Source organism: Mesorhizobium sp. M0037, from assembly GCF_040323635.1.
GTDB lineage: Bacteria > Pseudomonadota > Alphaproteobacteria > Rhizobiales > Rhizobiaceae > Mesorhizobium.
The window spans coordinates 1-19,548 of sequence record NZ_JAMYVB010000025.1 but is presented as its reverse complement, the minus strand read 5'-3'; the positions used below and the strand labels follow the sequence as shown (position 1 = coordinate 19,548).

27 protein-coding genes and 2 pseudogenes are annotated in these 19,548 nt (G+C 58.1%); 18 read left to right on the top strand and 11 right to left on the bottom strand.

Going from position 1 to position 19,548, the window contains the following annotated elements:
• The 7 genes from NKJ78_RS27765 (at position 1) to NKJ78_RS27735 (ending at position 5,331) form a co-directional block, all read left to right on the top strand.
• The gene (locus NKJ78_RS27765) at positions 1 to 282 is read left to right on the top strand and encodes a hypothetical protein (protein WP_352460653.1); all 282 of its coding nucleotides are present in this window, start codon (positions 1 to 3) and stop codon (positions 280 to 282) included.
• A gap of 70 nt (positions 283 to 352) precedes the next feature.
• Positions 353 to 1,870: a TadE/TadG family type IV pilus assembly protein gene (locus NKJ78_RS27760; protein WP_352460654.1), complete on the top strand. Its 1,518-nt coding sequence runs from the start codon at positions 353 to 355 to the stop codon at positions 1,868 to 1,870.
• 7 nt (positions 1,871 to 1,877) lie between these two features.
• Positions 1,878 to 2,369, top strand: coding sequence for a TadE/TadG family type IV pilus assembly protein (locus NKJ78_RS27755; RefSeq protein ID WP_352460655.1), 492 nt, complete (start codon positions 1,878 to 1,880; stop codon positions 2,367 to 2,369).
• Positions 2,363 to 2,998, top strand: coding sequence for a TadE/TadG family type IV pilus assembly protein (locus NKJ78_RS27750; RefSeq protein WP_352460656.1), 636 nt, complete (start codon positions 2,363 to 2,365; stop codon positions 2,996 to 2,998). Before NKJ78_RS27755 ends, NKJ78_RS27750 begins: the two co-directional genes overlap by 7 nt.
• Entirely contained in the window at positions 2,995 to 4,158 is a 1,164-nt protein-coding gene (locus tag NKJ78_RS27745; protein ID WP_352460670.1) for a CpaE/TadZ family protein, read from the top strand. Before NKJ78_RS27750 ends, NKJ78_RS27745 begins: the two co-directional genes overlap by 4 nt.
• The gene (locus NKJ78_RS27740) at positions 4,142 to 4,741 is read left to right on the top strand and encodes a L,D-transpeptidase (RefSeq protein WP_352460671.1); all 600 of its coding nucleotides are present in this window, start codon (positions 4,142 to 4,144) and stop codon (positions 4,739 to 4,741) included. Before NKJ78_RS27745 ends, NKJ78_RS27740 begins: the two co-directional genes overlap by 17 nt.
• Complete coding sequence (locus NKJ78_RS27735; protein WP_352460657.1) at positions 4,738 to 5,331, top strand: hypothetical protein; 594 nt, start codon at positions 4,738 to 4,740, stop codon at positions 5,329 to 5,331. Before NKJ78_RS27740 ends, NKJ78_RS27735 begins: the two co-directional genes overlap by 4 nt.
• A 21-nt stretch (positions 5,332 to 5,352) precedes the next feature.
• Here NKJ78_RS27735 and NKJ78_RS27730 read toward each other — a convergent pair whose 3' ends face one another.
• Together NKJ78_RS27730 and NKJ78_RS27725 are read right to left on the bottom strand one after the other, a co-directional pair.
• Positions 5,353 to 5,892 carry a hypothetical protein gene (locus tag NKJ78_RS27730; RefSeq protein ID WP_023673373.1) on the bottom strand — a complete coding sequence of 180 codons (540 nt, stop codon included), beginning with the start codon at positions 5,890 to 5,892 and terminating at the stop codon, positions 5,353 to 5,355.
• Positions 5,893 to 6,037: 145 nt separating this feature from the next.
• The gene (locus NKJ78_RS27725) at positions 6,038 to 6,253 is read right to left on the bottom strand and encodes a hypothetical protein (RefSeq protein WP_023673374.1); all 216 of its coding nucleotides are present in this window, start codon (positions 6,251 to 6,253) and stop codon (positions 6,038 to 6,040) included.
• On the opposite strand from NKJ78_RS27725, the pseudogene NKJ78_RS27720 reads away from it, so the two are divergent.
• Positions 6,161 to 7,066: pseudogene (locus tag NKJ78_RS27720) on the top strand (IS630 family transposase). The gene NKJ78_RS27725 and the pseudogene NKJ78_RS27720 overlap by 93 nt on opposite strands.
• 485 nt (positions 7,067 to 7,551) lie before the next feature.
• Here NKJ78_RS27720 and NKJ78_RS27715 read toward each other — a convergent pair.
• The 3 genes and pseudogenes from NKJ78_RS27715 to NKJ78_RS27705 form a co-directional block, all read right to left on the bottom strand.
• Positions 7,552 to 7,766: pseudogene (locus NKJ78_RS27715) on the bottom strand (IS30 family transposase); the annotation flags it as partial.
• 968 nt (positions 7,767 to 8,734) lie between these two features.
• Positions 8,735 to 9,112 carry a hypothetical protein gene (locus NKJ78_RS27710; protein WP_352460658.1) on the bottom strand — a complete coding sequence of 126 codons (378 nt, stop codon included), beginning with the start codon at positions 9,110 to 9,112 and terminating at the stop codon, positions 8,735 to 8,737.
• Between the two features lie 15 nt (positions 9,113 to 9,127).
• Entirely contained in the window at positions 9,128 to 9,271 is a 144-nt protein-coding gene (locus NKJ78_RS27705; protein WP_502901613.1) for a hypothetical protein, read from the bottom strand.
• A 50-nt stretch (positions 9,272 to 9,321) separates the two neighbouring features.
• On the opposite strand from NKJ78_RS27705, the gene NKJ78_RS30855 reads away from it, so the two are divergent.
• The 6 genes from NKJ78_RS30855 to NKJ78_RS27685 all read left to right on the top strand — a co-directional run bounded on the left by NKJ78_RS30855 (position 9,322) and on the right by NKJ78_RS27685 (position 11,904).
• Positions 9,322 to 9,417, top strand: coding sequence for a DUF6894 family protein (locus tag NKJ78_RS30855; RefSeq protein WP_023673382.1), 96 nt, complete (start codon positions 9,322 to 9,324; stop codon positions 9,415 to 9,417).
• Positions 9,418 to 10,094: 677 nt separating this feature from the next.
• The gene (locus NKJ78_RS27700) at positions 10,095 to 10,298 is read left to right on the top strand and encodes a CsbD family protein (RefSeq protein ID WP_023673385.1); all 204 of its coding nucleotides are present in this window, start codon (positions 10,095 to 10,097) and stop codon (positions 10,296 to 10,298) included.
• A gap of 388 nt (positions 10,299 to 10,686) precedes the next feature.
• On the top strand, positions 10,687 to 10,977 hold the full coding sequence (locus NKJ78_RS27695; RefSeq protein WP_352460659.1) for a helix-turn-helix domain-containing protein: 291 nt from the start codon (positions 10,687 to 10,689) through the stop codon (positions 10,975 to 10,977).
• A gap of 56 nt (positions 10,978 to 11,033) precedes the next feature.
• A complete protein-coding gene (locus tag NKJ78_RS30850; RefSeq protein WP_502901614.1) occupies positions 11,034 to 11,210 on the top strand; it encodes a Y4oE-related protein in 177 nt (58 codons plus the stop codon).
• 224 nt (positions 11,211 to 11,434) lie between these two features.
• Positions 11,435 to 11,629: a hypothetical protein gene (locus NKJ78_RS27690; RefSeq protein WP_352460660.1), complete on the top strand. Its 195-nt coding sequence runs from the start codon at positions 11,435 to 11,437 to the stop codon at positions 11,627 to 11,629.
• A gap of 47 nt (positions 11,630 to 11,676) precedes the next feature.
• Entirely contained in the window at positions 11,677 to 11,904 is a 228-nt protein-coding gene (locus tag NKJ78_RS27685) for a KTSC domain-containing protein (RefSeq protein WP_352460661.1), read from the top strand.
• Positions 11,905 to 12,025: 121 nt separating this feature from the next.
• On the opposite strand, the gene NKJ78_RS27680 is transcribed toward NKJ78_RS27685, so the two are convergent.
• The 3 genes from NKJ78_RS27680 to NKJ78_RS27670 all read right to left on the bottom strand — a co-directional run bounded on the left by NKJ78_RS27680 (position 12,026) and on the right by NKJ78_RS27670 (position 14,180).
• A complete protein-coding gene (locus NKJ78_RS27680; RefSeq protein ID WP_352460662.1) occupies positions 12,026 to 12,394 on the bottom strand; it encodes a hypothetical protein in 369 nt (122 codons plus the stop codon).
• A 156-nt stretch (positions 12,395 to 12,550) separates the two neighbouring features.
• Entirely contained in the window at positions 12,551 to 12,856 is a 306-nt protein-coding gene (locus NKJ78_RS27675; protein ID WP_023708233.1) for a hypothetical protein, read from the bottom strand.
• A 457-nt stretch (positions 12,857 to 13,313) separates the two neighbouring features.
• Positions 13,314 to 14,180 (bottom strand): ATP-dependent DNA ligase, encoded by an 867-nt coding sequence (locus tag NKJ78_RS27670; protein ID WP_352460663.1) that lies wholly within the window; start codon positions 14,178 to 14,180, stop codon positions 13,314 to 13,316.
• A gap of 97 nt (positions 14,181 to 14,277) precedes the next feature.
• On the opposite strand from NKJ78_RS27670, the gene NKJ78_RS27665 reads away from it, so the two are divergent.
• From NKJ78_RS27665 to NKJ78_RS27655, 3 genes are all read left to right on the top strand, one after another.
• Positions 14,278 to 14,493 carry a DUF3606 domain-containing protein gene (locus NKJ78_RS27665; protein ID WP_502901615.1) on the top strand — a complete coding sequence of 72 codons (216 nt, stop codon included), beginning with the start codon at positions 14,278 to 14,280 and terminating at the stop codon, positions 14,491 to 14,493.
• A gap of 187 nt (positions 14,494 to 14,680) precedes the next feature.
• Positions 14,681 to 14,875 (top strand): hypothetical protein, encoded by a 195-nt coding sequence (locus NKJ78_RS27660; RefSeq protein ID WP_155921714.1) that lies wholly within the window; start codon positions 14,681 to 14,683, stop codon positions 14,873 to 14,875.
• A 43-nt stretch (positions 14,876 to 14,918) separates the two neighbouring features.
• On the top strand, positions 14,919 to 15,146 hold the full coding sequence (locus tag NKJ78_RS27655; RefSeq protein WP_081731378.1) for a KTSC domain-containing protein: 228 nt from the start codon (positions 14,919 to 14,921) through the stop codon (positions 15,144 to 15,146).
• Positions 15,147 to 15,280: 134 nt separating this feature from the next.
• Here NKJ78_RS27655 and NKJ78_RS27650 read toward each other — a convergent pair whose 3' ends face one another.
• From NKJ78_RS27650 to NKJ78_RS27635, 3 genes are all read right to left on the bottom strand, one after another.
• Positions 15,281 to 15,433, bottom strand: a complete 153-nt coding sequence (locus NKJ78_RS27650) for a hypothetical protein (RefSeq protein WP_023816230.1) — start codon at positions 15,431 to 15,433, stop codon at positions 15,281 to 15,283.
• Between the two features lie 692 nt (positions 15,434 to 16,125).
• Entirely contained in the window at positions 16,126 to 17,004 is an 879-nt protein-coding gene (locus NKJ78_RS27645) for a YihY/virulence factor BrkB family protein (RefSeq protein ID WP_352562745.1), read from the bottom strand.
• Between the two features lie 1,453 nt (positions 17,005 to 18,457).
• The gene (locus tag NKJ78_RS27635) at positions 18,458 to 18,688 is read right to left on the bottom strand and encodes a hypothetical protein (protein WP_023709645.1); all 231 of its coding nucleotides are present in this window, start codon (positions 18,686 to 18,688) and stop codon (positions 18,458 to 18,460) included.
• 266 nt (positions 18,689 to 18,954) lie between these two features.
• On the opposite strand from NKJ78_RS27635, the gene NKJ78_RS27630 reads away from it, so the two are divergent.
• On the top strand, positions 18,955 to 19,116 hold the full coding sequence (locus NKJ78_RS27630) for a hypothetical protein (protein ID WP_245272492.1): 162 nt from the start codon (positions 18,955 to 18,957) through the stop codon (positions 19,114 to 19,116).
• Positions 19,117 to 19,548 lie beyond the last annotated feature (432 nt).

The window sequence follows — 19,548 nt, the reverse complement described above, 5'->3', positions numbered from 1 at the left end:
TTGATCCTCATTCTATGCGCCGGCGCCCTATCGGGCTGTGCCGCGGACTATCTGAACCACTACGACACGGTGACGCTCGCCGCCGGCGACACGCAAAAATTCAATTCGCTGGCGCAGACGGTGGATCCGTTCAATCCGAACGCGAAGAACACACATATCGAAGGCGACGGCGCCCGGGCAGCCGCTGTTGCACAGGGCTACAAATTTCCACCGCCACCACCGCCACCGCCAGCGATAACGGTCAATGTCGGCGGGTCGGGTGTGAACAACGGAGCGAATTGAACAGAAGGATGCGGTTGCATTGCGCCGGGCGAGCGAGGGGCCTGGTGCAAAGGAAGCAGAGAGTAAGGTCATGTTGGGGACCATTAGGGCGTTCTGGAATGATCAACGCGGCATAGCGATGATCCTTGTCGCAATCATGCTGCCTGTGCTGGTTGGCTTCGCATTGTTGGCCATCGATATGAGTCGGGCCTACGGACTGCACAATGATCTTCAGAAGGGTGTCGATGCGCTTGCGCTTGCGACAGCCGCGGAACTGGATGGCAGATCGGATTCGATCACCCGAGCCAACCTAGCGAAGACCACCCTTCTGACCGAGCAGAAGACTAAGTTTTCGACCGCAGGCGATCATACGCTCGCCCTGTCTGATGTAACGGTAACCTACTTGACCGGCATTCCCGCCAGCGACGACACGAGGTTGAGCGCTGCCGGCGTCGACTCAAACGGCGTCAACTGGGCAAGCACCGATCCAAAAGTGGTGTCATTCTCGTTGGTGACGGTGAATGCTTCCGGCCTCGCTGATGGGGCGGGTGCCTTTGCAACGATCTTTCCTGCAAGCTTTATCGGCAGCAACGATACTATGGACATCCGGCCGCAGGCCGTGGCCGGGTTCGTTCAGTCGATCTGCGAAACCGTACCGGTTTTCATGTGCAACCCGTTCGAGACGACCGACTCCTCGACCAGCAAGACAATCCAACAGGCGTTTGCCTCTGGCGACACCTACAGCCGAGAGTTCCGCATCCTCAAGGTCGACAGCAACCCCGGTCCCGGAAACTTCGGGCTGATTGACAACAGCCTGAGCTCATTGCGCGATGCCATCGCCATGGGTACCTCCGGCACCTGCTACAATCGCAACGCGCTGACCACAAAAACCGGCGTCACCTTGGGTCAGGTCAACACGGGGTTGAACACCAGATTCGATCTCTATAGCGGCTCACTGAACAAGAACAACAAGGATTGGAACTACCGGCCCGCCAGCAATGTTCGCAAGGGCCAGAAGACAGGTTGCAGCAAATATGACCCGGTCACCGATGGAACGGCGCTGCCGCTCCCTCCCGGCAACAACTACGTCGACACGACGGGAATGTCCGACAAGATCGCCAATTCAACCTTTTGGTCCACATACTGGACCGTCAATCACGGCGGGACATATCCCAGCGTCCCCAGTGCTACCAACCCGACCGGTAGCAAAACCGCGCCGGCTTCCCGATACGACGTCTACAATTATGAGATTTCGCACGGGCTCGTCGGGGACAAGTCCAAGGCGCCGACAAAGGAGACCGGCGTCCCAGCCTGTTTCAAAGGCACGACCCCGACTGCGGATCCCGATCGGCGGCTGCTCAACATGGCGATCGTCAACTGCATCGCCAACAAAGCCAAGATCAATGGTCATATCCAGCTCAAGCCTGATGGCTATGCCAGTGTGTTCGTCAACGCGCCGGTACAAAAGCAGGACAACACCAAGGACCCCGAGGACCCCTCAGCCGGTGAGAAGCCTATCAGCCTTGAGATCGTCGACGTCGATGGCGGCTTTGCCAACAACACTCTGGTCGACAAGGCATTCCGCAACGAAGCCCAGCTGTACCGGTAGAGCCGACATGACCAAGCTTGGCCAAATCATCCGGCGGTTCCAGGGCGACGAAAGGGGCGCGGCCTTGGTGGAAGTCGCGATCACCGTCCCGTTCGTATTGCTGCTATCGGCCGGTGTGTTTGAATTCTCCAATATTCTGAACACGCGCCTGCTCCTTGCAGCAGGCGTCGAGGATGCAGCTCGCTACATGGCGCGATGCAGTAGCGACTGGGACACTTGCAAAGGGTGGGCGCAAAACCTTGCTGCCAAAGGGGCAGTCGTTGGCGGCAGTGACAGAGTGTCTGGATGGCTTCCTGCGACAGTTAACATTACCCCTACGTCTACGCCTGCGACCGATGTATCCACAGGCGCCCAGCTTTATCTCAGCAACACGAGCATGGTCGTCGTCGTAAACGTCAGTACATCCTATGCTTACCCGGACGTTGGATTCTTGTCGTATCTTGGCTTTGGTGCCGTTACCCTCAGTGTCACCCATCAAGAACGAGTCATCGGATGGTGATGGGAAACCAAAGGTTTTGCGCGGAGCAGTCGGGCACCGCGATGGTCGAAATGGCCATCGCTCTGCCATTGCTATTGACGCTTCTGCTCGGCTTCGTCGATTTCGGCTACGCCTTTTACCAATGGAACGCGGGAAACAAAGCTGTGCAAGCTGGCGCAAGACTGGCGCAAATTTCTGGTCCTGTAGCACTCGGCCTTCCATCTGAAACGATAACGCAGGCCGATGTGACCAAAGTCGGTACCGCAGTGCCGGCCGGCACATACGATTATGTCTGCACTGCAAGCACGGCAGGTGTCGCCTGCTGCAGTGTCGGAGGAGGCTTGTGCCTGCCCGCGAATGCGAGCCAGGCCTCGTTCGACGCGATTTATGACGGCACGGCCAACCGTGCCGGAATGGAAGACTACCTGCCGATGCTTGAGAAATCGCAGGTGCGGATCGAATACGCCGCCTCCGGCCTCGGCTACTGGACGCGCCCCAGTGGCCCGGTCCCGACCATCACGGTCAGCATCACCAATCATCCCTTTCAGTTTTTCTTCCTGGCCGGGCTGCTCGGATTCGGAAACATCACCATGCCCTCCATGCTGAGCACGGTTACGGGCGAAGACATGAAGAGCACGTGGACACCATGAACGCCATCAACACCAAGGTTACACCGACCAAGCGAAAGCAGGTGGCGCTGTTCTCGTCGGATGCGAATTTCAAGCGCGATGTGGCGACGCGCCTCGATGCGCTGGCGATCTACGACGTCAGGGTTTCCGAGACCGGCGACTTCCTCGGGGGGCCGCCTGCGGACACCCGCCCAGGCATCGTCATCCTCGACCTCGGCAATGGCGAGTTGCTCGGAAGGCCGGGCATCGTCGAAGCGCGCGCCCTTTGGGCGACCGTGCCGCTGATCGCGGTCTCCGACGAGCTATCGTCGGAGCAGACGCGCGTGCTGGTGCGCATGAACGCTTCGGACTGGCTGCACAAGCCGCTCGACGGCAAGGAACTGCTCAACGCGGTGACTTTCCACGACACCGGCAACCAGGGAACGAAAAGCCGGATCATCACCTTCATCAGCGCCAGCGGCGGCGCCGGCGCGACCACGCTTGCATTGTCGGCGGCCGAATTCCTGGCATCGAAATCGAAGGAACGCGCGGCTTCCACCTGCCTGGTCGATCTCGATTTCCAGAGCGCCAATTGCGGCGCCTATCTCAACCAGTTCAACCAGTTCGACCTCGGCGGCATCATCGGCCAGCCGGAGAGGCTCGACGTCGAGCTGATGGATGTCATCAAGCTCTCGCGCCCGTCTGGGCTGACGCTCTATTCCTTCGAAAGGCCACAACTGCCATTCGAGCCGCAGGGCAGTGATTTTGTCTTCCGGCTCCTGGACCTCGTCGCCTACCGGTTCGACGACATCGTCATCGACCTGCCGAACATCGAAACGCGCTGGCACAATTCGGTGCTGTCGACGAGCGACGAGATATTCATCGTATTCGAACTGAACGTCGCCTCGCTGCGACAAGGCAAGCGGCTCTACAAGAAGATCCGCGAGTTGCGTGGCAATGCTGTCAGCATCACGCTGGTCGCCAACAAGCACAAGCGCAAATGGTTCGGCAACCACTTTTCGCGTAGCGAGCTCGAAAAGATTTTCAAGGCGCCCCACATCAAGTCGGTCACGCTGGACAATGCGCTTCTCACCGATGCGTTGAACCGTGCTATCCTGCCTGCCGAGGTGGATGGGCGTGCGCGCTTCAACAAGGACCTCAAGCGGATGTTCAAAGAGCGGCTCGATGACGCTGCCAAATAGGGGGCGGCCAAGTAGGTATCGGATTGGCCCGGGATTGGCCTACGTCATGAGCATTGCGCTGCTGATGTTGGTCCAGGATTTTGCCAGCGCACGATCGGCACTTTCGGATCGGCCGCCGCTGCCGGCAATGGGCCCCAGCCTGCGCAAGACGGTCGCCTTTGAAAGCACGGAACAACCTGGAACGATCGTTATCCGCAAGAGCGAGAAAGCGCTTTATCTGGTGACCCGACAAGGCCAGGCGCTTCGCTATCAGATCAGCGTCGGACGGGACGGATTTGGCTGGACCGGGGTCGTCAAGGTGGGGGCGAAGACCGAATGGCCGGAATGGCGCCCGCCCCGGGAAATGCGCGCCCGCCAGCCGGAGCTGCCTCAAATGGTGCCTGCCGGTCCCTACAATCCACTCGGCGCCAGGGCGCTCTATCTGCTTCGGGACGGGCGTGACACGCTCTATCGGATACACGGAACCAACGATCCCAAGGGTGTTGGCTTCGATGGAACATCGGGGTGTTTTCGCCTTACCAACACCGATGTGATCGATCTCTTCAGGCGCGTCGCGATCGGCGCAAAGGTGGTGGTTCAATGACGATGATCAGCGAACCGGACATGCCGGCAATCGAGATTGGGACAGCAACCCACATTGGAGAGCAATCTGCCGTTGTCAAACCGAGCGACAGAAGCATTATCGGCGCGGTCATCATCGGCACGTCCCTGATCACCTTGGTAAATATTGTAGCCGCGGTTTACCTTTACCGCGGCATCAGCGATATGCGCTTTTTGGAAGGGCGCCTGGAACAACTCGGGACGTTCGAACAACGAATCGGCCGCCAGTTGGATACGGTCAACAACGGTTTTCAGAGCCGATTTGAAAAACTGGACAGTCAGCTGCAGAGCAGCTTTGGTGAAATCAACCGGAGCATAGCCCGGCTGGAACAGAACGAGCCTATTGTCCATGACGAAATCACGTCGAGCGCAGCGGAACCTTCCGTCGACACGACCAGCAGCATGGCGGAGGCGCCTGCTGTTCTCGATGGTGAAGACGCGACCGAGCCCAGCGTTGTCGATGCGCCGCGTCCGCCCAAAAGGAAGATTGCAGCTGCAGCGCCTGCCCCAAGTCCCGACTACCAGCGCATAGAGCAGGCCGACGGCAAGGTTTACTACCGAAAGATCAACTAACGCCGGAAAAATGGGGCTGCCTTAGAGATCTCGCTGCAGAGCAACAAGCCTCGCGGCCAGCGCTCCGGATCGCTCTCGAGCTTCCCTGAGAAAGACAACATGACAGTAGGCGCATGCTGTCAGACCCAGGACCAGCACAAGGCTGTTCTTCAAGGTGAAATCGACCATTAGCGAGAAGGGAAGCCCCCCGGGTACCGTGAATGAGGCGATCGTGCTCGCTGTTTCGGAATGGCTGGTGACAGCGATCATCAACCCGGCGAAAAGCAGGGCGACGTGATTGGCAAGAAAGAAGAAGGCAGCCGACCTTCTTGTGCGGCACGCCGTCCAGCAAACGATCGACGCGGCAGCCAGGATGGAGGCATCAACGACCATCGACCCTCCCAGACAGACATCGACCTGTTGCCAAAACATCGTCGACAGCGGCCTTAGTTCAAGCCAAACCCGCCACATTGTGGGGCTGGCCGGATATGCTCCCAGCAAGAAAGTCGCCATGCGCTCCCCTGCAAGGATCAGCAGGATCAGCGATGGGAAGGCAAAGAGCATTATCGACTTGCGCTTCATGTCACCCTCAACAATCTTGCCTTCAAGATAGATTGCAGAGATTACGCGAGGCTTAACGGAGCGGTGGTGATTCTGTGGTGGCGCGGCCAGTCGGGCATGGCAGCCTGCAAGAGCCATTCGCGTATGGCGCAGCCATTAGAGCGGTTCACGACTTGATGGAATCGAAGGGGATTCCCGCTTTGTCGATTTTGTGATTCAAGATGCTGGCTGGAGTGGAGGCCAGCATCTGATGACTCGACCCCTTTCCAATGATCTTCGCGAGCGGGTTGTGGCGGCGGTTTTGAGTGGTGAAAGCCGCCGGTCTGCCGCCAAACGGTTCGGTATTTCGGTTTCGGCCGCGGTGAAGCTGTTGCAGCGCCATGGGACTACCGGCTCGGTGGCACGGGCAAGATGGGTGGGCATCGCAAGAGGGTGCTGGAGCCGCACCGTGCCTTCATCGAGGCGCGTATACATGGGACGCCACATCTGACGCTGCACGGTCTGAAGGATGAGTTGGCCGGTCGCGGGGTCAAGGTCTCGCACAACGCAGTGTGGCTGTTCCTGCGCCGCGAGGGGCTGAGCTTCAAAAAAAACGCTGTTCGCCCTTGAGCAGGCGCGCACTGATATTGCCCGCAGGCGCCAGCGATGGCGATCTTGGCAGACCGGCCTTGATCCGCAGTGCCTGGTCTTCATCGATGAGACGTGGATCAAGACCAACATGGCTCCGCTGCGAGGCTGGGGGCCGAAGGGCAAGCGGCTGCGCGGCTTGGCCCCGCACGGCCACTGGCGCACACTGACCTTCCTTGGCGCGCTGCGCTGCGATCGGCTCGCGCCTTGCGTCTTCGATGGGCCAATCAACGGCCAATGCTTCCGGGCCTATGTCGAGCAGCAGCTCATCACCGTGCTGAAGCCCGGCGACATCGTCGTCATGGACAACCTGGGAAGCCATAAGTCGGCCGCCATCAGGCAGATGATCAAGGCTGCCGGCGCAAGGCTCTGGTACCTGCCACCTTACTCTCCCGATCTCAATCCAATTGAGCAGGCCTTTGCCAAGATCAAACATTGGATGCGCCAGGCTCAAAAGCGCACCGTCGAGGACACATGGCGTCACATCGGCCACCTCGTCGAAACCATCGAGGCAGCCGAATGCAGGAACTACTTCGAAAACGCCGGATATGCTTCCGTCAAAACGTGAAGGGCTCTAGTTGTTTTGGCTGAGGACGAGCGTAACCACCTTAGGCTCGGCTCGCTGCAGACATCGTTCCGGAATATTGGGCCACATCGCCTTGGCGCATCGCTGATCTTCGCCTGGGGCCGTCGCAAGCGAGAGTTCTGCGTTACCGGCTTCGTCTGCGGTCGACAGGAATACCTGCGTGGCGAGCGCAGTCGCCATAGATACTTGGACGAGGATAAGGGCGTAGGCAAATCGTCTGATCATCTGCTCGCAACGTTCAATCCGCGAAGTGGTTCCAACGTCGCGACCCGCCGATGTAAACCCGATCACGATTCTCGAGCCTGCGCCCTGCCCGTCCTCAGCTTTCCTAAGGACAACCCTTCGTCATCTCCTAGCTCCACCTCCTGAGGCAAGATCTCACCCATAGATCCTATCCAAAACCGTTCACTTCCAGACCAAGGCAAGGTTTGCCTCAACGGCCGATACGAAGCGGTGGGTTCAACCGGTCATCGCAACACGTTCCGTAGGCTATCGGCCGGCGTTTCGAAGTCCAGGGTTTTTCGGGGGCGCTGATTGAGACGCAGAGCGATGGCGTCGAGCTGGTCCTGCGAGACTTGGGAAAGTTGGTTGCCCTGGGGAAATACTGCCTGAGCAGGCCGTTGGTGTTTTCGTTGCTGCCGCGTTGCCAGGAATTGCGCGGATCGCAGCAGTAGACCTGTAGGTAGGCCCCACGTCGGCCCAATCACTATGAATTGGCTTCGCACCAAAAATCCATGTGTGAGATGTAAGGCAAGAACCCCCATCGGAGTCTGTGAGTTCGGCCTGGAGGATGATACCACCCCCGAACAGGCGTCATCGATCATACAGAAAGATGACGCACGACAGTCGCCAGTGATCGGGACCGACGAGACCGCGAAACAGATAGTCGCTCTGCTTCAGCGCGTCTCTCGCTGATTTCGTCAAGTTGCTCGCTTCGGGGGAGCTTCCAATCCTAGACGAGAAGACTGATCGCCAGCGAAAGCGACGGCATCTGCTTCATATTCGAATGCTCGGGAATACGTTTCACCGTTCCTCCCTATGATGCGAACAACCCACTCGCCCAACGAATGGCGGATCTCTAGGAAGAGGGAAGACGAAGGCGGCGGCCGGTACGTGACGCTGTCCAATGCCCTCGGGAGGCCTGTCCCGCCAAATCAGCTCCATCGGAGGAATGAACTTCACGCATATGCACTGACTCCCGAGACCGCGAGTCAATTAGCGCGTGCTTAATTAGTTCCAGAACGTTTTAACGAATCGTTGACCGCGCTGTCCCATTATAGGACGGCGCGGTCAAATCCCAACCTTGGCTGCGTAGGCGGCTTCGGCATTGAGTTCCACCCCGAACTGTCGGAGCCGCCACCCACATTCCACAATTTACCAGCAATGGTTGAATCAACCGTTACTGCACGTGCTTTCAATGGCGCTTCCCTGATCGTTAGACTTTGACGGAACAAACAGGGGATTCACAGGTTCGGCGTTCCGAGATTCGACCGATGGAAGCGATCTTCGATGACATCGCCAACGCCCTCAGAGCGCCCCGCCAGGACGTGTGGCGCCCTGTCCGGCGCCTTCGCCATCGATATGGCAGGCAAGCTGTTCATGGGCCTCGCTATCGGCCTAGGTGTTGGCTTTGGAATGGGTGCTGGCTGGTTAGCGTAGATCTGCCCCGGCGATGCGCTGCGTGAATGCCCGCTCGACTCCAACAACAGCCTCATCGTTCGTTTCGACTGTTCCGCACGCGCCGCCGTCATCGCAGGTCCAGAACCAAGTGCCTGCGGCTGGGCCGTGCATCATCTTCAGGATGCGGCCGACCTTTTCCTGCTGGAAAGCTGCGGCGAAATCGAAGGGCGCCGTCTGCCCTCCTATGACGGTCCGCGACCAGGCCAGCCACACGCGAGCACCCCGGCCGAGCACGAAATTGAACGCCTCATCCTGCTTCTCGAACGTCTGAAGAATTGCGCTGCCGCCGACGACCTGAAAGCCTCGTTGATAGGCGAAGCGGACGGTAAGGCGATCAGCTGCTGGCATGGCTCCGGATATCCTTCAATCTTCCTCGCGGAAATCCTGCAGCGATGCATGACGCAGGTCATCCTCGCCGCGCAGGTGCTTCACGCGTCCAATGAGGCCCGGCTTGACCCATTGCGTCGCCGGCCGCTTCATAATGCCCTTGCGCGCCGTGGCCGTCACCCGGATTCGGGATCGAGGAAACCTTTTCCAAGCTTCGCTGTCAGGGTTCCATGGCCCGCTTCTTCTTCGATCTAACCGACAACGGAACCCCTTACCCGGACACCGAAGGCACCGAGCTTGCAAGTCTGGACGCGGCTGAAGATTAGGCGGCAAGGGCGCTGTTTGAAATCGCAAAAGAACAAATGGGCGGCACATTCCGCCAAGTCGCCTTCCGAGTTCATGACGGCACCAGCATTTCGCTGTTTGAGGTGAAAGTCACGTGCGAGGTGACGCGGGCTGGAGATTCCGATGCCAGACTGTTGGAAGCCTGACGACTCATACCTCGAAAGCGCTCGCCGGAACCAACGCCGGACGGTCGGCGAACTCAACTCCCTACTTACGACCATCGACGAGACACGCCGCGTCCTGGCTGCGTCACGGAAGCTCTTGGAACAGATGGCCGAACGCGAAGACCCCCCGCTGCCAGGTTGAGGCGGCTTCTATGGGAATCCGCTCATCTTGACGCCTGAGCAGCGCTGGCAGGTTCATCAACCGGCTACCCTCAGAAGCAGTGCGACACCGACCCCATAAGGGATGAACACAGCCGCCAATGCGACCCAGATGCCCGGATCGGCGAGCACGTGCATTTCCTTGCGAAGTTGTACCATACGACCCATCGGCAAAAGGCCGGCTGTGTTCCCAAAAGGGAAAAGGCCGGCGCACACAAGCGGTCGACGGGCATTCGGTTCCTTTGCTAGATCACCAGCAAGCGCGCTTACCTGCAGCGGAACCTGACGGCCACTACGACCGTTATTCGAAAGGACAACGAAAGGAGATCGCCATCATGGACTGGAACCGCGTCGAAGGAAATTGGAAGCAATTCAAAGGTAAGGTCAAGGAGCAGTGGGGCAAGCTCACGGATGATGATCTTGACCGCATAGCTGGCAACCGCGATCAGCTCGAAGGTACGATCCAGGAACGCTACGGCATTGAGAAGGATCGCGTGCGGCGAGACGTCGACGACTGGTATGGTCGACAAGACTCGTAGGATAGGACAGTTGAACCTAGCTAAAATATGGGCGCAGTCCACAAACCGCGCCCTTTTAGTGTTCCCGTGTGCCGTTCGGCTCGGCTTGAACAAGCGATTTTTGGGAACGTGTCGGCTTCCAGCCGCGTTGATCTCCACAATGGAGGTCGTAGCAATGTCCATCCACAAAGAAGACTATCGAACGAACAAGGCTGACTACCTGATAGCGAAAAGGCCAGATCTGGTTCAGCGGACGAAGCCGAAAAAGAAGATATTGCGGAGTGACGATCAGCGTTCCGCAAAGGTATTAGACGACCCCTCTGCGTTATCCGAGAGGCCAACCTCAGGCCGTTGGAAATCGTAGAAAGTCAAGAGGAACATTTTAGCGATATTGAATGTTCGACTGTCTATGAGCAGCCGTACCGTACTCTCAGCAGACCAATCCAGAGCAGCACGAGCCCTACTGAACTGGTCGCGTGTGCGACTTGCCGCAAAGGCAGATCTTAGCGAAATGGCCATCAGCGATCTTGAGAACGGATTCAGGAAATCGCGTCCCCACAACATCGCGGCGATCCGCAAGGCGTTTGAAGACGCCGGAATCGTCTTCACCGTCGAAGGCACTCCATCGCTAGCCCGCTCAGAAGGTGATAGCGGCCTCGCCACCGACAATAGACAGTGGCGCCGGCGGCAGAGAAAATAATAAAGGCTCGGAACTCATACCGGAAGGCTCGCAATGCGGAGCGCTGATTTACGGCTTTGAAGATTGCCGATCTCGTCGACCAAGGTCAGGCCGCTCAATCTGCGATCGAACTCTATGGGATGGAAGCACCGACCGCCGTGGCGCACTGCGCTTTGGAGGCACATTTCGACGGCCGACCAAATGACTTCCGCTTTTGGTGCGATGTCTTTCACCAACTGAGAAGACCAAACTGACGGAACTTTTGCCGCGGAATCGTGTTCGTTCGAGCATGACCAGAATAGCAGACCTTGGCCCACGCATCCCCGGCAAACCACATTCGCCGGCAGACGGACAAGACCGTTTCGACCTATGGCCCGATATGCGACCAGCAGGTTGGCCGCCGCGACTTCCGTCAAGTGATGTGGCACGAGCAACCAGATCACGAGCCGCTTGAATTGGACGCTTGGGAGCGCGCGAAATGCCGAAATACCATGTCGAGGAAATGGCCGGCGAGACCGTGACGGCCACCCACATCGTCAACGCGACAACGCCGATCAGGGCGGCTCGGGAAGCGACCGAGCGCGACGTCACGCTGCGCACCAGCGAGCCCATCTGGATCAGGGTTGCCGACGAAAAGCGCGGCCACATATTCGAGTACAGCTTCAGCCTGTAGTTGGCGATCCAACTCGGCTCGGCCAGCTGAGTTTTGGATGGCATACCATGCCCTCAACGTCGATACGCAAATTCGACTATGACCCGAACACCAGGGTTCTCTCGGTTTGGTTTGTAGCGAGCGGGAAGCATTACGAGTTTTTGGACGTGCCTGCTGAGGCCGTTGCTGCGTTCAAAACTGCCTTTGCCAAGGGCGTCTATTTTAACAGCCACATCCGCAATCGTTATGCATTCCGGCTCGCGCCAGCGAGGGCAGCAGGCTCGTCGGGCGGTTGACACAATTTTCTAATCCAAAGCGGCCCGCGCCACCTAAAAAGGAAAGCGCGGACCCGATCAGATGCAGCCGCCGGGCGGACCCGGCGGCGTCGACTGGATTGCTGCCGCCGCATGAGACCCCTCAAGGCGTGGCCGGCGCCAGCTTGGCGGCTACTTGGTCGATCTTGTCGGCAAGCACGCCATTGGCCCAATCTGTCACCTCAGGGTCAACCGGCTTGTTGGCCATTTGGGCAAGGGCTGCATCGATCGATGGGACATTGGCGGCGGCGTCAGCGGCGGCGGCCTGAGCATCGGCCGCGGCCTGAGTGGCGTCATCGAATGCTGTCTGTGCTGCATCGAGGTCGGCCTGCGTAGGGACATCTTCGGGCGGGGTATTCGGGTCAGCCGCTTTCGCATTCAGCGCGTCGAGCGCCGCTTTGGCGTCGGCAACCGCCTGATTAGCGGCATCGAGCGCCGATTGAGCGTTCTTGGCTATTGCCGACTGTGTCACGAAAGCCTGCACGCCAGGAAATCGGGCGGAAACACTTACCCAACCGTAGGGTAAGGGCCGCTATCTAAAAGCCCGCCAACCTTTCGGTGGGCGGGCCTCCACTGTCGGAACTGGAGAGTGTCATGTCGACAGCTCCGGCACTTGCGAACGGTTTGGTTAGTGGCGCCAGATCAGCAGGCAGAGCTGGCGCAGGTCACGATCATAAACGCCCCGGCTCTCGATCACGTCGATGCAGCGCTTCTTGAACCGAGTGATTTCGGCGCTCGACATAGCGTCGACAATGCGAGTCAGATCCGTATTGGTCGGATTGTCGGGGGACTCGGTTCCGACAGTGGCACCGCTCGTGCCAATGGGTGCAGTGGTTCCGTCGTCGCCAACTGCGGCGTTCGCCGGCATGCAAAGATTTGCGAGAACGGCTCCAATGGCCATGCTTCCCACCAGGATCTCAAAAATTTTTGTCATAATGCGCCTCCAAGGATGTCAGCCCCTTTTCCAAACCAAGGCCGGCGGTGTTTTAGCTCGCAACCAGCGCGACGGTGTGGTCGTTGAGTGCTTGATTGGGTATTGATCGAAAAACGGGAACGCGATCAGATAGGCGTATCGGCGGTAAGATGTGCCATGCGGAAACCTCCGCTGTCGGCATTAATTATGATCGTGACCACGACATCCTCCAAACCAGATCCGGGTGAAGGTGCTGAAAGACATAGCTCACTAGAAAGCACGAGTAGATGAATAAATGTCTAAAAACTCCATACCTATTCTTGGCAATGACAGTGACGAAGTGAATTGTGTTAGGCGTTCTTAGCCGTGTTAACCGTTGACAAGCGTGAGGCGAGTTCCTGCGGTATCGCGTTCAGCTCCGCCTTTGCGGCGTTAGGATGCGCGCCTCTCGCAAAAGCGATGACCAGTTGTGGAGCTGCTATTTGTTCTCCTCGCGGAAGTCCTGCAGCGATGCATGCCGCAGGTCATCCTCGCCGCGCAGGTGCTTCACACGGCCGATCAGCCCTGGCTTGACCCATTGCGTCGCTGGCCGCTTCATGATGCCCTTGGGCGCCGTCCCTGAGTGCTCCTGGACGCGTTTCCATAGCCTCTCGCGCATTTCCCGGTTCAAGGTGACGAACGCGCTGCCGACATAGCGCCCTGTGCCGCGCTCAGCCATCAGAGCGAAAGCCGGCTTGCCCACTTCACGCTCGACGCCGAGCAGATCGAACTCGTCAATCGCATAGCACTTGGCCTTCAGCCAGTTGGTCGACGGACCGCTTCGGTATTTGCTGTCCTTCCGCTTCGACACCATGCCTTCAAGTCCGGCCTTGTCGAGCAAGTGAAAGATGGCCTTCGCTTCGCCCGGCAGCGGCTCACTGAATTGAATGCGCCCGCCGGGCTCGATCATGCTGGCCAGGATCTCGCGCCGCTCCTCTAGCGCCTTATCGCGCAGATCGTGGCCGTTAAGATGAAGCAGATCAAAGGCAACAAAATACAAGTCGTGTTGCCGGCGGGTGATGGCTTTGCGCAGCGCTGCGAAGTCCGAAACGCCCTTGTCATTCAGAACGACTATCTCGCCGTCGACGATGGCGCTTTCGGCACCAAGGAGCTTGGCCTCTCTCACCATGTCGCGATATTTTGCCGTCCAGTCGTGGCCATTGCGCGTATAAATGCGCATGCCGACTTCATCGATGATCATCTGCGATCGGTAGCCGTCGAACTTGACTTCGTGGGTCCAGCCTTCACCCTCGGGAGGCTTCTCCACAAGGGTCGGCATCAACGGCTCGATGAACTTCAAACGCATGTACTGACCACCCTCCGGCGATTCAATAAGATGAAGCTAAAATAGTTCCGAAACCGGAAATCAGCCTCTTGGGTGCAACAAACAAGTCAACTCGGCGTTGCGGGATGAGCGAGGAGGAATCGATATAGCCGACGACAAGAGCAAGCGGGATTTTCGTGATCGGGACCGTGTCTCGGCCGATGAGGATTATGAAGTTGAATATTTCGCAACAAAGACCGGCATCACACCCCAGCAGGTCAAAGAGCTGATCGCGAAGCACGGCAACCAACGCGAGACTTTGGAGCCGGTAGCCAAGCCGCTGCGGAAACAATGACCAGGCTGTCTGATCTCGGCAGACCACTAATCGGGCACCGACATGAAGGCCCGCCCGCGAGCGAACTCGCGCATTTCCTCCCCTGCCCTGTTTGCGGGCAACAGATTGATATGCGCGATTTTCGCCAGGTCACTTATCATGCCGATCCGGAGCACGAGCCGCTCGAACTGGACGCTTAGGACCAAAAGTGCCGAAATTCCACGTTGAGGAAATGGACGGCGATACCGTGACGGCTACCCACATCGTCCATGCGACAACGCCGATCAGGGCGGCGCGGGAAGCGACAGAGCGCGAAGTCACTCTGCGCACCAGCGAGCCCATCTGGATCAGGGTTGCCGACGAAAAGCGCGGCCACATATTCGAATACAGTTTCAGCCTGTAGCTGGCGATCCAACTCGGCTAGCTGAGTTTTTGAATGGCATACCATGCCGTCGACCTCGATACGCAAGTTCGAATATGACCCCAACACTAGGGTCCTGTCGGTTTGGTTTGTAGCGAGCGGGAAGCATTACGAGTTCTTGGACGTACCTGCTGAGGCCGTTGCTGCGTTCAAAGCTGCCTTTGCCAAGGGAGTCTATTTTAACAGCCACATCCGCAATCGTTATGCATTCCGGCTTGCGCCATGGAGGGCATCAGGCCCGACGGGCGATTGACAGAGTCTCAGATCGAGTGGCCCGCGCCATCCCAGGGGAGCAACTGTGCGAATTGGCCCAGGGTCCGAGGGCAAATGAAAACGCCCGCCGGCCGGGGCCAGCGGGCGCGTATTATATTAAGCTAGGTGCTGGGCCTATTTGCCCATCATCATCGCAGCTTTGCAGAAGTTCTCATGGGCCTTCGCAATATCTGCGTCAGCGCAGTCCTTCATCACCGCGTCCTTATCCTCCTGAGACATAGCCGACCAAGCGGTTTTCGCTTCGGCCTCAGACTTCATGGTCTTCATGCTGCTGTCCGTGAAGAAAGGAGACATTCTTGCAGGATCGTCGAGCGCAGACGTGCCAGTGTAACTGCCGGCAAAGGCCGATCCGCAAGGGCAAATGTCGCGCCGAGAATGAGCATTTTCGAATTCATCAAAATTCCTCCGAATGCAACTGCTTTAATGCAGCCGTGCTAATTCAACGCTTGCGGGTAGAAAGGGTTTCCAGCCAAATTGAAAATTGTAGAAATTGCTACCGATATTTCGTCGTCAACCTAGGAGGAATTGGCCCCGCAAGTTCGGTCAAGGCGGCCGGCCACCATCGATGCTGCAATTGCCTGGCCGATTGCCCCGGACTTGTTCAGGGATGGCCCGCGCTTGCTTCCGAGCGCGGGCCGACCATGATGAGTGAGGGGCCATCTTGGTCACCGGCAGGACCGCTTAAGAACGAGCCGGGTGTGACTGAACAGCCTCAGGGCGAGGATGTTCCCGACTGACCCAAAAAAGCCCCCCAGCAGTTGGGCGTGCTTGTGGGGCTTAACCGCACCGATATTGGATAAGTCACGGCTGATGGGCAAACCCACGGCCAGTACTTTCCGTGCAGGTGGACAGCTCGCCGGGCGAAGACCCCAACCACCTCGATCCCGGCGAGCCTAGACCTGATCAGAGTACGCGATCAGGACCGGGGATCAGCCGGCGATAGTGGCATGTCTTGCAGGTCAAGCATTGTGAAGCACAGCTTCCTGATCGGACCTGCTGCCGTGTCGAATGGAGTAGGCGCGAGTGATTTCCGCACCAAAAAGAAAAATTTCCGCCGAGTAGTAAGCCCACAACAGGATGACGAGCAGCCCACCGGCGGCCCCATATGAGGCCGCGACCGCGCTGGAGCCTATATACCAACCGATAAGCGATTTCCCGAGCGTGAACAGGGCAGCGGTCACAACAGCGCCAATCCAGACATCCCGCCATTCCAGGGTTCGATCAGGCAAGATCTTGAAGACGGCAGCGAAAATAGCTGCGAGGAGGACAAAAGAAACGACCGCGTTGATAACGCCCAGGACAAGTGTCCCGAACGGCAACTGTGCGTTGATGAGGTTGCCTAGGGCCGAAATCGCCGTGCTCGCGACTAGAGAGACGAGCAACATGAAGCCAAGTGCGGTGACCAGTCCCAGACTTACCGCACGTGCGCGCACCAGGCGAGACAACGAACTGCCCTGCGCTTCGACCTTCCATATCATGTTCAAAGACTGCTGTATTTCGCCGAAGACCCCGGAAGCGCTCACAAGCAAGGTGATGATGCCGATCACCGCCGCCCAGGTGCCGCCGGATGGCTTTTCGGATGCGCTCTTCAGTGCGGTTTGAAGGATGTTTGCGCTTTCTGTACCCATCATCCCTGTGATTTGGGCGGACAATGCCGCTTGCGCTGCCTCGTGACCGAATGCGAGACCCGCAATTGCAACCACGATGAGCAGAATTGGCGCCAACGATATTGTGGCATAAAAAGCGATTGCTGCGCCATGGCTGAGAGCATTGTCGTTGACGAACCCAACGACGGCTTCTCGCACCATTGCCCATGCATTTGTGATCGCGCGATGCATTTTGCGCCCCAGTCGAATTGGCGTTCACTAGCAATGCACCAGCACATCTGATGTTCCGGTTGCGGGCTGTGGCAGGAGTTTTCGCACCGACTTCCGCGGAGGGTCGCCGGCATAGAACTTCCGCTCCGATGCGCTGGCATCGCCTTCGCCCCCATTTCGGGACGCGCATTTGATAATGGTTCTCAAGATCATTTTAATTCGTTCGGAAACCATAGAAGCGGAGGCTGGCTCGTTTGCACCGACAAGGACAACAGCACGGAGGAGGTGTTGGAGGCGGCGCAGGAAGCTGGCGTGCATCATGCGATCTCCGCCGGCCGCTGGGGGTACGAGCATCCGGACTATGCCGCTTTTCCAAGCTGATTGGTCGCGAGGTGAGATAAAACCGTCCTGAGCCTCAATATCGCTCTGAGGCGCCAAAGCTGCCAACGCGGTATCACCGTGTCTGCTTTCAGGCAGCGGCAACCAACGTCGTTGCGGCCAAGATCGCGCCACCAGCGGAATGGCGCCTTTCCGCTGGTTTGCACCAGAAGCAGACCTTCTGCTCTCGTTCCCTATACTGCCGGACCGCATGCGCCTCATATCGGTCATTCAGAATTTAGCAGCCGCCCCTTTTCCGATGCCAGCGCCTGAGCCTTTTGTGAGACCTAGGCGCAGCTTGCCGGCCGCAGCCTGTCCCAATTGGGACGAATAGTTGGCACCCATATTACAAATCGACTACTCCTAAAGCTGCCGGACCGCTCTCGTGATGAGCCGCCAGTCGGCTAAGCGCCTCAAAAGCAGAAATTCGAGCGTACAGGCGACGTGAAGGAGGATACCCGAACCCGCGTGAACGAGGCTGCAAGGTCGATCGGATTTCAGTTCAATCGACAAGCTATTGATTTTCGCCGGGGTCGTTCCGATGCGCTTATTGTTCTGGTGTCGGACATCGCGAACCCGTTCTTTCCGGTATTCTTCAAGGGATCGAAAAGGAGGCTCGGGAACGCGGATTTACGATGTTGATCGGGGACACCTCTGCTGGCCCGCAGTGCGAGGCCACCTACGTCGGGATGCTGGCTTTGGCGCCCCCCATTTGTAGGACGTTAGGTAGCACAATAGGTAACACAAAAGGTCAAAACAGAGCAATGGCCACAGCCATTTGCGTCAGATTGTTCAAGTAATTCGCCGACCGCCAACGCGAACAGACGCGAATGGTCCCGTCCGTATAGCGTTGTTAATCCGGCAGTAGCATCTCCTCTTCATCGGCTGCCGCTTCGAACAGCAGCCGGAAGTCATTACCTGGCATTTTGCCATCGATCGCAGATAGGCAAGCCTCGGCCGCCAGCCGCCACTTGGGGCCACGATTGGACCACTTTAAGGAGCTCCTCGGCGGCGGCATCAACCCGGTTCACACCAAGGCGAAGCCCCGGGCGCTCGGTCTTCACATAAACCGGAGGGTTGAACCAACGGTGGGGCATCACGCCTCTCGAACGTCAAAGGCGATGAACAGTCCCCAAACGGAGGCTGATTTGATGATCATTTCGACTAACTGGCAGTCAGTTTCGAGAACATCGCGGCCGCGCTCACGGACCGCTACAATGGTCGCTTTAACGGAAATAATGTCGCCGGGTTGAGAGCCCAACAGGACCTCGCGGACCAGCTCCTTGGCCGTTTGCTGCGTAGGCCGAACAGGTGCTTGAATGTCCATCCCATCCTCCCAGAGAGATAGAACCTCATCAGCTATTCTGTGGGTCACTTTCCGAAAAAGGCAAGAGTCGGAAACGTACAAAGCAGGTTGCCGCAAACACCGCATTTCGGAACGGAACCCGCCCATGCCCTTTTATTGGTGGAATCAATTTGCACGAGGCATGTGGATGCAAATCCAAGGAATTTACGCCGTTCGCCACGGCAAGGATGGACAAAGCGGAGGAGTTCTATACCCGGCTTTTCGAGCAGAGGCCTGATGATCGTCCCATGGACGGGTTGATCCAATGGCGCAACGTCGCAGGCGCGAACTTCCAAACCTTCCATGATAAGGAAAATGCTGGGTCCGGCAAACTGGCTATTGTGATCCCCAAAATGGATAAAGCCGGGAGGTCCCTTGAAGAAAGTGGCGTGATGCTCACAGGTGAATAGGAGGTGACTACGGAAAGATTGCCCAGATCGCAGACCCTGGCAATCGTATGGCGCCCATGAGGGTGGCGGCGAGGCTGAAGGCGAAGGCATGCGCGTCGGCGAGGGACATCGATCCGGCTCCTGTTTGAAGCGGAGGACCCTCCCCCGCTGACAGGCTCCCGATGTGTTCGGCCGATGGCCGCAATCACAGCGAAGGCGGGGCCGAAGCGGCGGCACGCTTCGCGTAGTCCGACCCCTTGCGGGTTGATGGCGTCAGGCCGTCGGCTGAACCAAGGATCAGCGTCGTATGGCAGGGGTGGTGCTGTGCTCCTGGAAGTGAGGGCCGATCTCTCGAAGCCGCCCGCGCTGAGGTGGCCCACTTTTGCGTCGGGGCTCCGCCACTCTTCAGATCAACAGCAACCAGCACCAATACGCACCAATCACCATTTGCAC

Bases quoted from the DNA above. Each gene is read 5' to 3' on its own strand.
- NKJ78_RS27760 (WP_352460654.1), top strand. From the start codon at position 353: ATGTTGGGGACCATTAGGGCGTTCTGGAATGATCAACGCGGCATAGCG.
- NKJ78_RS27755 (WP_352460655.1), top strand. From the start codon at position 1,878: ATGACCAAGCTTGGCCAAATCATCCGGCGGTTCCAGGGCGACGAAAGG.
- NKJ78_RS27750 (WP_352460656.1), top strand. From the start codon at position 2,363: ATGGTGATGGGAAACCAAAGGTTTTGCGCGGAGCAGTCGGGCACCGCG.
- NKJ78_RS27745 (WP_352460670.1), top strand. From the start codon at position 2,995: ATGAACGCCATCAACACCAAGGTTACACCGACCAAGCGAAAGCAGGTG.
- NKJ78_RS27740 (WP_352460671.1), top strand. From the start codon at position 4,142: ATGACGCTGCCAAATAGGGGGCGGCCAAGTAGGTATCGGATTGGCCCG.
- NKJ78_RS27735 (WP_352460657.1), top strand. From the start codon at position 4,738: ATGACGATGATCAGCGAACCGGACATGCCGGCAATCGAGATTGGGACA.
- NKJ78_RS27730 (WP_023673373.1), bottom strand. From the start codon at position 5,892: ATGAAGCGCAAGTCGATAATGCTCTTTGCCTTCCCATCGCTGATCCTG.
- NKJ78_RS27725 (WP_023673374.1), bottom strand. From the start codon at position 6,253: ATGGCGCTGCAACAGCTTCACCGCGGCCGAAACCGAAATACCGAACCG.
- NKJ78_RS27710 (WP_352460658.1), bottom strand. From the start codon at position 9,112: ATGCCAGCAGCTGATCGCCTTACCGTCCGCTTCGCCTATCAACGAGGC.
- NKJ78_RS30855 (WP_023673382.1), top strand. From the start codon at position 9,322: ATGGCCCGCTTCTTCTTCGATCTAACCGACAACGGAACCCCTTACCCG.
- NKJ78_RS27700 (WP_023673385.1), top strand. From the start codon at position 10,095: ATGGACTGGAACCGCGTCGAAGGAAATTGGAAGCAATTCAAAGGTAAG.
- NKJ78_RS27695 (WP_352460659.1), top strand. From the start codon at position 10,687: ATGAGCAGCCGTACCGTACTCTCAGCAGACCAATCCAGAGCAGCACGA.
- NKJ78_RS27690 (WP_352460660.1), top strand. From the start codon at position 11,435: ATGCCGAAATACCATGTCGAGGAAATGGCCGGCGAGACCGTGACGGCC.
- NKJ78_RS27685 (WP_352460661.1), top strand. From the start codon at position 11,677: ATGCCCTCAACGTCGATACGCAAATTCGACTATGACCCGAACACCAGG.
- NKJ78_RS27675 (WP_023708233.1), bottom strand. From the start codon at position 12,856: ATGACAAAAATTTTTGAGATCCTGGTGGGAAGCATGGCCATTGGAGCC.
- NKJ78_RS27670 (WP_352460663.1), bottom strand. From the start codon at position 14,180: ATGCGTTTGAAGTTCATCGAGCCGTTGATGCCGACCCTTGTGGAGAAG.
- NKJ78_RS27655 (WP_081731378.1), top strand. From the start codon at position 14,919: ATGCCGTCGACCTCGATACGCAAGTTCGAATATGACCCCAACACTAGG.
- NKJ78_RS27650 (WP_023816230.1), bottom strand. From the start codon at position 15,433: ATGAAGACCATGAAGTCTGAGGCCGAAGCGAAAACCGCTTGGTCGGCT.
- NKJ78_RS27645 (WP_352562745.1), bottom strand. From the start codon at position 17,004: ATGCATCGCGCGATCACAAATGCATGGGCAATGGTGCGAGAAGCCGTC.
- NKJ78_RS27635 (WP_023709645.1), bottom strand. From the start codon at position 18,688: ATGGACATTCAAGCACCTGTTCGGCCTACGCAGCAAACGGCCAAGGAG.
- NKJ78_RS27630 (WP_245272492.1), top strand. From the start codon at position 18,955: ATGGACGGGTTGATCCAATGGCGCAACGTCGCAGGCGCGAACTTCCAA.